Origin of the sequence: Pseudomonas sp. CM27 (assembly GCF_013179515.1) — a bacterium.
Taxonomy (GTDB): domain Bacteria; phylum Pseudomonadota; class Gammaproteobacteria; order Pseudomonadales; family Pseudomonadaceae; genus Aquipseudomonas.
The window spans coordinates 1-9,162 of sequence record NZ_JABMCN010000248.1 but is presented as its reverse complement, the minus strand read 5'-3'; the positions used below and the strand labels follow the sequence as shown (position 1 = coordinate 9,162).

Genomic DNA, 9,162 nt, shown 5'->3' with positions numbered 1-9,162 from the left:
CGCCGACCTGCTGGCCCTGACCCTGCTGACCCCGCCGGGCGAGTTCGACGCCGACGTGGCCATCGGCAGCGCCCAGCGCTTCGGCGTGCCACTGGGCTTCGGTGGCCCGCACGCGGCCTACTTCGCCACCCGTGACGCGTTCAAGCGCGACATGCCGGGCCGCCTGGTGGGCGTTTCTATCGACCGCTTCGGCAAGACTGCGCTGCGCCTGGCCATGCAAACCCGCGAGCAGCATATCCGCCGCGAAAAGGCCACTAGCAACATTTGCACCGCCCAGGTACTGCTGGCCAACATCGCCAGCATGTTCGCCGTCTATCACGGCCCGGCCGGCCTCAAGCGCATCGCCGAACGTACCCATGCCCTGACCGCTATCCTCGCCGCCGGCCTGAACACGCTGGGCGTGCAGGTGGTGGGCGCCAGCGCCTTCGACACCCTGACCCTGGCCACCGGCAGTTCCACTGCCGGCCTGCATGACCAGGCACGCGCCCAAGGCATCAACCTGCGCCAGGTCGACGCCGGCCACCTGGGCCTGTCGCTGGACGAAACCAGCAGCCAGGCGGATGTCGAGGCCCTGTGGCAGCTGTTCGCGGGCGACCAGGCCCAGCCAGATTTTGCCGCGCTGGCCGCCAGCACCGGCTCGCTGCTGCCTGCTGCCCTGCTGCGCCAGTCGGCCATTCTCGAACACCCGGTGTTCAACCGCTATCACAGCGAAACCGAGCTGATGCGCTACCTGCGCCGCCTGGCCGACAAGGACCTGGCGCTGGACCGCAGCATGATCCCGCTGGGCTCGTGCACCATGAAGCTGAACGCCGCCAGCGAAATGATCCCGGTTACCTGGGCCGAATTCGGCAACCTGCACCCGTTCGCCCCTGCCGAGCAAAGCCAGGGCTACCTGCAGATGACCACCGAGCTGGAGGCCATGCTGTGCGCCGCCACCGGTTATGACGCCGTGTCGCTGCAGCCCAACGCCGGCTCCCAGGGCGAGTACGCCGGCCTGCTGGCGATCCGTGCCTACCACCGTAGCCGTGGCGAGGCGCACCGTGACATCTGCCTGATCCCGTCCTCCGCCCACGGCACCAACCCGGCGACCGCGCACATGGCCGGCATGCGCGTAGTCGTCACCGCCTGTGACGCCCGCGGCAACGTCGATGTCGAGGACCTGCGCGCCAAGGCCATCGAACATCGCGAGCGCCTGGCCGCGATCATGATCACCTACCCGTCGACCCACGGCGTGTTCGAGGAAGCGATCGGCGAGATCTGCGCGATCATCCATGACAACGGTGGCCAGGTGTACATCGACGGCGCCAACATGAACGCCATGGTCGGCCTGTGCGCCCCGGGCAAGTTCGGCGGCGATGTTTCCCACCTGAACCTGCACAAGACCTTCTGCATCCCCCACGGTGGCGGCGGCCCGGGCGTCGGCCCGATTGGCGTCAAATCGCACCTGGCGCCGTTCCTGCCCGGCCATGCGCAGCTGGAAAACACCACCGGTGCGGTGTGTGCCGCGCCGTTCGGCAGCGCCAGCATCCTGCCGATCACCTGGATGTACATTCGCATGATGGGCGGTGCCGGCCTCAAGCGTGCTTCGCAGATGGCAATCCTCAACGCCAACTACATCGCCCGCCGCCTGGAAGAGCACTATCCTGTTCTGTATACCGGCGGCAATGGCCTGGTGGCCCACGAGTGCATCCTCGACCTGCGCCCGCTGAAGGACACCAGCGGTATCAGCGTCGACGACGTGGCCAAGCGCCTGATCGACTTCGGTTTCCATGCTCCGACCATGTCGTTCCCGGTGGCCGGCACGCTGATGATCGAACCGACCGAAAGCGAGGCCAAGGAAGAACTGGACCGCTTCTGTGATGCGATGATCCAGATCCGCGAAGAAATTCGCGCCGTGGAGAACGGTAGCCTGGACAAGGACGACAACCCGCTGAAAAACGCCCCGCACACCGCGGCCGAGCTGGTTGGCGAATGGACCCACGGCTACAGCCGCGAGCAGGCGGTGTACCCGCTGGCGAGCCTGGTCGAAAGCAAGTACTGGCCGCCGGTTGGCCGGGTCGACAACGTGTTCGGCGACCGCAACCTGGTGTGCGCCTGCCCGTCGATCGAGAGCTATCAGGACGCCTGATTCGACGCACTGGCCTCATCGCCGGCAAGCCAGCTCCCACAAGGGCTCCACTGCTGCAAAGGGTTGTGCATTACCTGTGGGAGCTGGCTTGCCGGCGATCGAGTGCGCAGCACTCGCCTTTACCTTCTGGAGGGAACGAGCAATGTCACTGAGCGTCTTCGACCTGTTCAAGATCGGCATCGGCCCCTCCAGCTCCCACACGGTCGGCCCGATGCGCGCTGCTGCGCGCTTCGCCGAAGGGTTGCGCCGTGATGGCCTGCTCGACCGCACTGTCACCGTCAAGGCCGAGCTGTATGGCTCGCTGGGCGCCACGGGCAAGGGCCACGGCAGCGACAAGGCCGTGCTGCTGGGCCTTGAGGGGGAACACCCTGACACGGTCGATACCGACGCCATCCCCGCCCGCCTGCAGGCCATCCGCGACAGCGGTCGCATCAACCTGCTGGGCGAGCACAGCATCGCTTTCAACGAAAAACAGCACCTGGCGATGATCCGCAAGCCGCTGGCCTATCACCCCAACGGCATGATCTTCCGCGCCTTCGATGACGCCGGCCTGCAAATCCGCAGCCGCGAGTACTACTCGGTGGGCGGCGGCTTCGTGGTTGACGAGGATGCCGCCGGCCACGACCGCATCGTCGAGGACAGCACGGTGCTGGCCTACCCGTTCAAGACCGCCAGGGAACTGCTCGGCCATTGCTCCGCGCAAAACCTCTCGGTCAGCCAGGTGATGTTGGCCAACGAAGCCGCTTGGCGCCCGGAGGCGCAAACCCGCGAGGGCCTGCTGCACATCTGGCAGGTGATGCAGGACTGCGTCGAAGCCGGCTGCCAGCATGAAGGCATCCTGCCCGGCGGGCTCAAGGTCAAACGCCGCGCCCCAGCGCTGTATCGCCAGCTTAGCCGTCACCCGGAGGCCAGCCTGCGCGATGCCCTTTCGGTGCTCGACTGGGTCAACCTCTACGCCTTGGCGGTCAACGAAGAAAACGCCTACGGCGGGCGCGTAGTCACCGCACCCACCAACGGCGCGGCCGGCATCGTCCCGGCAGTGCTGCACTACTACATGCGCTTCGTGCCGGCTGCCAGCGATGACGGGGTGGTGCGCTTTCTGCTCACCGCTGCGGCGATCGGCATCCTGTACAAGGAAAACGCCTCCATCTCCGGCGCCGAAGTGGGCTGCCAGGGCGAGGTCGGCGTGGCCTGCTCGATGGCCGCCGGGGCCCTGTGCGAGGTGATGGGTGGCAGCGTACAGCAGGTGGAAAACGCCGCCGAGATCGGCATGGAACACAACCTGGGCCTGACCTGCGATCCGATTGGCGGGCTGGTCCAGGTGCCTTGCATCGAGCGCAACGCCATGGGCTCGGTAAAGGCCATCAACGCGGTGCGCATGGCCTTGCGCGGCGACGGGCAGCACTTTGTGTCGCTCGACAAGGTCATCCGCACCATGCGCCAGACCGGCGCCGACATGAAAAGCAAATACAAAGAGACCGCCCGCGGCGGCCTGGCCGTCAACATCATCGAATGTTGACCCGACAACAACAGCAAGGAGTCACCGATGTCCGAAACACTGCTCAAGACCCCGCTGCACGCCCTGCACCTGGAACTGGGTGCACGCATGGTGCCGTTCGCCGGCTACGACATGCCGGTGCAGTACCCGTTGGGCGTGCTCAAGGAACACCTGCACACCCGCGAGCAGGCCGGCCTGTTCGATGTCTCGCACATGGGCCAGATCATGCTGCGCGGCAGCGATGCTGCCAGGGCCCTGGAAAGCCTGGTACCGGTAGATATCATCGACCTGCCGGTGGGCATGCAGCGCTATGCCATGTTCACCAATGAACAAGGCGGCATCCTCGACGACCTGATGGTTGCCAACCTGGGCGACGACACCCTGTTCCTGGTGGTCAACGCGGCCTGCAAGGACCAGGACCTGGCCCACCTGCAACAGCACATCGGCAAACGTTGCGACGTCCAGCCGCTGTTCGAGCAACGTGCCCTGCTGGCCCTGCAGGGCCCGGCAGCGGTCAAGGTGCTGGAGCGCCTGGCCCCGGAAGTCGCGGGCATGACCTTCATGCAGTTGCGCCCGATCAAACTGCTGGGTGAGGAATGCTATGTCAGCCGTTCGGGCTACACCGGCGAAGACGGCTACGAGATCTCGGTACCCGTCAACGCAGCAGAAGCCTTGGCCCGCCGCCTGCTGGCCGATCCGCAAGTACAGCCGATCGGCCTGGGTGCACGCGACTCGTTGCGCCTGGAAGCCGGCCTGTGCCTGTATGGCCACGACATGAACAGCGAGACCACGCCGGTCGAAGCCAGCCTGCTGTGGGCGGTTTCCAAGGTGCGCCGTGCCGACGGTGCACGTGCCGCAGGCTTCCCGGGGGCCGAAGCCATCTTCGCCCATCAACGCGACGGAGTGGCGCGCAAGCGCGTCGGGCTGTTGCCGCAGGAACGAACGCCCGTGCGTGAAGGTGCAGACATCGTCGACGCAAACGATAAACCTGTAGGCAAAGTGTGCAGTGGCGGTTTTGGTCCGACACTCGGCGCGCCTGTCGCAATGGGGTATATCGATAGCGAACATACCGCACTCGACACCCCGTTGTATGCAGTGGTGCGCGGCAAGAAGGTGGCCTTGAAAGTCAGTAAAATGCCTTTCGTGGCACAACGTTACTACCGTGGTTGAAACTGTTTTGTGAAGGTTATCGGGCAGCTTGGACATATTCGTTTTCGAACCTGCCCAATAACTTTTGAACATGGCGCCAGGCCAGGCGCCATGCCGTTTCCGACCATTCGGTCGGTTATCGGTAAACGGCCGGTTTTCCATACGACCAAGGGCTTGTTTTTCGCTCGGGAGTTGGCGTAGAGTCACTGCACTGTGTTTGCATGGGTCGCAACAGTTCGTGACCTGGGCCAGTAGCCGCGATCTGCTACAACCCGTTCGCCGTCTCTTACTTTCCTGCAACCCAGCCCAGTAATCTTTTGCCTACAATAAATGCAAAAGAAACTGTCATCAAAATTTAAGCTTCGTAGGAAACAAGACAATGGCTGAGCGTCTGAACGGTACCGTCAAGTGGTTTAACGACGAGAAAGGTTACGGCTTCATCACTCCAGAAAGCGGTCCGGATCTGTTCGTGCACTTCCGCGCTATCCAGGGCAACGGCTTCAAAAGCCTGAAAGAAGGCCAGAAAGTGACCTTCGTTGCCGTGCAGGGCCAAAAAGGCATGCAGGCTGACGAAGTCCAGGCAGAAGCCTGATAATCTTCGAAAAAGAGCCCCTGCGTTGACCCGCAGGGGCTTTTTTATGCCTGCAATTCCATAGAATGAGCCTTTGCCATTCGGAGCTGCCACGCATATGCCTACCCGTCACCTTCTCCCGCAGGGTGAATTCCCGCCCGTTGGCCTCGGCCGGCGTCTGGCTGCGATGTTCTACGATTTCCTGCTGTGTACTGCGCTGCTGATCGTTACCGCCGGCGCCTACAAGCTGATCCAGATGGCAATCATTGGCGAAGCGCGCATGCGCGAGCTGACCGAGGCTGGCGCACTGGATGGTGACCCGCTGCTATCGACGGTGCTGCTGTTCGCCTTGTTCGGCTTCTTTGCCAAGTTCTGGACCCATGGCGGGCAGACCCTGGGCATGCAGGTGTGGGGCGTGCGGGTGCAGAATGCCGATGGCTCGGCGATCAGCCTGTGGCAGGCACTGTTGCGCTTCGTGGTGTCGATCGCCTCGTGGCTATGCCTGGGGCTGGGGTTTTTCTGGGCGTTGATCGACAAGCGCAAGCGCGGGTGGCATGACATCTATTCGGAAAGCCAGCTGGTGCGGGTGCCGAAGCAGAAGAAGTGACTTGAGCCTTGTGTTGCCTGCTCCGGCGATAGGGCATCAGCCACAAAAAAGCCGACCCTGAGGTCGGCTATTTTGTACCGCTAAGGCAATCAACCTGCCCGGCGCAACAGCCAGACACCGGCCAGGGCACAGACCCCCGCCGGTATCACCACCGCCAGCAGCGGCGGGAAGCCGAACACCTGGCTCGATGGCCCCAGCAGGTCCTGGGCAATGCGGAACACGAAGCCCACCAGCACGCCGGTGAACACGCGCTGGCCGAGCGTTACCGAACGCAGCGGGCCGAAGATGAAGGAAATCGCCATCAGCACCAGCGCAGCGGTCACCATCGGCTGCAGCACCTTGGTCCAGAACGCCAGCCAGTAACGGGCATTGTTCAGGCCCTGGTCGGACAGGTAGTGAATGTAGTCCCACAGCCCGGTGATCGACAGCGATTCAGGGGCGAGGATCACGGTGTTCAGCAACTGCGGGGTAAGCGAAACATCCCAGCGCTCGTCGGGCGCCTTCACCACTTCGGTGTGGTCACCGCGGAAGAACGTGGTGCTGACATCGCTGAGCATCCAGTGATCGTCATTGTACTGGGCACGCCGGGCGAAGCTCGAGGTAACGATCTTGCGCTCGCTGTCAAAGCGGTAGCGGGTCACGCCCAGCAGCAGGCCGTTGGGCTGCACGGCGTTGATGTGCACGAATTCCTCACCTTGGCGGTGCCACATGCCGCGCTTGGAGCTCTGCGCTTCACCACCGCCCTGGGCCAGGGAACGATCGGCCTGGGCCTTGTTCTCGGTCACCGGGGCCACGTATTCGCCGATCAGCAGGCCGACCAGCATCAGCACCAGCATCGGCTTCATCACCGCCCAGACGATGCGGCCGATGGAAACCCCGGCGGCACGCATGATGGTCAGCTCGCTGCTGCTGGCCAGGCTGCCCAGGCCGATCAGGCAGCCGATCAGGGCCGCCATGGGCAGCATGTCGTACAGCCGCCGCGGGGCGGTCAGCAGAACAAAGTTGACCGCCTCCATCAGCGTGTAGGTGTCACTCAGGTCGCTCATCTCGTCGATGAACGCGAACAGCGAGGCCAGGCCGAGAATGATGCCCAGCACCGCCAGAATTGCCATCAGCACGCTCTGGCCGATGTAGCGGTCAAGCTTAGCCATGGGCCACCTCCGCACGACGGGCGGCGCGTTTCAGGCGCAGGGGTTCCCAGTACATCAGGCCCAGGCCGATCAGCAGGAACAGGCCGTGGACCCACCACATGCCCAGGGCGATCGGCAGTTTGCCCTTCTCGAGGGCGCCGCGTACGGAAATCAGCATTGTCAGGTAGGCCATGTACAGGAGAATTGCCGGCAACAGCTTGAGGAACCGGCCCTGGCGCGGGTTGGCCCGGGACAGCGGTACTGCCAGCAGGGTAACGACGAACACCAGGATGGGCAGCGACAGCCGCCATTGCAGCTCGGCGCGCTCACGCAGGTCGGTCTTGCCGAACAGATCCAGGGTCGGGATGGCTTCGCGTTCGGTCACTTCCTCGCTGACTTCCGGCTTGGGCAGCAGTACACCGTAGGTGTCGTACTTGATGGCGCGGTAGTCGGCCTGGCCCGGGTTGCCGTCATAGCGGTAGCCGTTTTCCAGTACCAGGTAGCGGTTGCCGTCGGCCTGGATTTCCTGGTGGCCTTTTTCGGCGACCAGTACCGAGGGGGCGCGGTCCTTGGTCTTGTCCTGGTTGAAGCGCTTCTCGGAGATGAACACGCCGCCCAGGTTGACGCGATCATCCGACAGCTGTTCGGTGTAGGTCACCCGCGAACCGTCGCGCAGGGTCTGGAAGCGGCCCGGCACCAGGGTATCGAACTCGGTCAGGGCATCCTGCTGGCTGATGATCTGCTGCACCTGAGCCACGCCCAGCGGCGCCAGGCTCAGGCTCAGCCAGGCGACCAGCAGGGCAACCAGCGCCGCCGGCGCCATGGTCATGCCCAGCAAGCGCTGCTGGCTCATGCCGGTGGCCGAGAGCACGGTCATCTCGCTTTCCAGGTACAGGCGCCCGTAAGCCAGGAGAATGCCGAGGAACAGCCCCAGCGGCAGGATCAGTTGCAGGAAGCCTGGCAGACGGAAGCCCATGATCAGGAACAGCACGCCCGGGTCGAGCACGCCCTGGGCAGCCTGGGCCAGGTACTTGATGAAGCGCCCGCTCATGATGATCACCAGCAGCACAGCGCTGACGGCGCTCAAGGTCACCAGGACCTCGCGGGACAGATAACGAAAGACGATCAAACCAGACACTCCTGGGTTGTCAGGGCGGACTGCCATGCAATGGCGCCAGACAATGACTTGCTACAGCCTAGACCGATGCCGGTTCGCCAAAGGCGAACCTCCATGTAAAGTGCGCGCATTATCCTGTGATTGACCGCCCCTGTCACTTGGCCGCGCGTTAACGTGCATGACGGGGTTGTCAGCACGCTTGCCGCAGGCTCAAACTGGCAGCTTTTCCGCTGGCGCGCGACGACGCGGCCAGGCCCGCGCAGAGCGCTGGAACACACAGCGCCATTCGTATCGATCATTCGGGGATCCTGACATGGAACTGGTTGTAAAAAGCGTAGCTGCTGCATCCGTAAAAACCGCCACTCTGGTCATCGCAGTAGGTGAAAACCGCAAGCTCGGCGCAGTTGCCAAGGCTGTCGACCAAGCCTGCGAAGGCGCCATCAGCGCCGTACTCAAGCGCGGCGACCTGGCCGGCAAGCCAGGCCAGACCCTGTTGCTGCACAGCCTGCCAGGCCTGAAAGCCGAGCGCGTGCTGCTGGTGGGCTGTGGCAAGGACGACGCCTTGGGCGACCGTGCCTGGCGCAAACTGGTGGCCAGCGTCGCCGGCGTGCTCAAGGGCCTGAACGGCGCCGACGCAATGCTGGCCCTGGATGACATCGCCGTCAGCAACCGTGACGCCCACTACGGCAAGTACCGCCTGCTGGCCGAGACCCTGCTGGACGGCGAGTACGTGTTCGACCGCTTCAAAAGCCAAAAGGTCGAGCCACGTGCCCTGAAAAAGGTCACCCTGCTGGCTGACAAGGCCGGCCAGGCCGAAGTCGAGCGCGCCGTGCAACACGCCAGCGCGATTGCCACCGGCATGGCCTTCACCCGCGACCTGGGCAACCTGCCGCCCAACCTGTGCCACCCAAGCTTCCTGGCCGAGCAGGCCAAGGAACTGGGCAAGGCGCACAAGGGCCTGA

At 63.9% G+C, this 9,162-nt stretch carries 8 protein-coding genes; 6 read left to right on the top strand and 2 right to left on the bottom strand.

Features of this window, described 5'->3' with window-relative positions; all coding sequences use genetic code 11:
* The 5 genes from gcvP to HP547_RS24085 all read left to right on the top strand — a co-directional run.
* The coding region (gene gcvP, locus HP547_RS24105) for an aminomethyl-transferring glycine dehydrogenase (RefSeq protein WP_172287841.1) at positions 1-2,128 on the top strand (2,128 nt) is incomplete at its 5' end.
* A 142-nt stretch (positions 2,129-2,270) separates the two neighbouring features.
* On the top strand, positions 2,271-3,647 hold the full coding sequence (locus tag HP547_RS24100) for an L-serine ammonia-lyase (RefSeq protein WP_172219244.1): 1,377 nt from the start codon (positions 2,271-2,273) through the stop codon (positions 3,645-3,647).
* Between the two features lie 27 nt (positions 3,648-3,674).
* On the top strand, positions 3,675-4,796 hold the full coding sequence (gcvT, locus tag HP547_RS24095) for a glycine cleavage system aminomethyltransferase GcvT (protein ID WP_172287838.1): 1,122 nt from the start codon (positions 3,675-3,677) through the stop codon (positions 4,794-4,796).
* Positions 4,797-5,154: 358 nt separating this feature from the next.
* Positions 5,155-5,367: a cold-shock protein gene (locus tag HP547_RS24090; protein WP_172219240.1), complete on the top strand. Its 213-nt coding sequence runs from the start codon at positions 5,155-5,157 to the stop codon at positions 5,365-5,367.
* Positions 5,368-5,464: 97 nt separating this feature from the next.
* Entirely contained in the window at positions 5,465-5,953 is a 489-nt protein-coding gene (locus HP547_RS24085) for an RDD family protein (protein ID WP_172219238.1), read from the top strand.
* 89 nt (positions 5,954-6,042) lie between these two features.
* Here HP547_RS24085 and lptG read toward each other — a convergent pair whose 3' ends face one another.
* Both lptG and lptF read right to left on the bottom strand, forming a co-directional pair.
* Positions 6,043-7,104, bottom strand: coding sequence for an LPS export ABC transporter permease LptG (lptG, locus tag HP547_RS24080; protein WP_172219236.1), 1,062 nt, complete (start codon positions 7,102-7,104; stop codon positions 6,043-6,045).
* Entirely contained in the window at positions 7,097-8,212 is a 1,116-nt protein-coding gene (gene lptF / locus HP547_RS24075) for an LPS export ABC transporter permease LptF (RefSeq protein WP_172219234.1), read from the bottom strand. Before lptF ends, lptG begins: the two co-directional genes overlap by 8 nt.
* Before the next feature lie 301 nt (positions 8,213-8,513).
* On the opposite strand from lptF, the gene HP547_RS24070 reads away from it, so the two are divergent.
* A partial coding sequence (locus tag HP547_RS24070) for a M17 family peptidase N-terminal domain-containing protein (protein WP_306140568.1) occupies positions 8,514-9,162 on the top strand: 649 nt, incomplete at its 3' end.

What these genes read in the sequence shown, in the direction of transcription:
- HP547_RS24100 (WP_172219244.1), top strand. Translation starts at nt 2,271, where the DNA reads ATGTCACTGAGCGTCTTCGACCTGTTCAAGATCGGCATCGGCCCCTCC.
- gcvT (WP_172287838.1), top strand. Translation starts at nt 3,675, where the DNA reads ATGTCCGAAACACTGCTCAAGACCCCGCTGCACGCCCTGCACCTGGAA.
- HP547_RS24090 (WP_172219240.1), top strand. Translation starts at nt 5,155, where the DNA reads ATGGCTGAGCGTCTGAACGGTACCGTCAAGTGGTTTAACGACGAGAAA.
- HP547_RS24085 (WP_172219238.1), top strand. Translation starts at nt 5,465, where the DNA reads ATGCCTACCCGTCACCTTCTCCCGCAGGGTGAATTCCCGCCCGTTGGC.
- lptG (WP_172219236.1), bottom strand. Translation starts at nt 7,104, where the DNA reads ATGGCTAAGCTTGACCGCTACATCGGCCAGAGCGTGCTGATGGCAATT.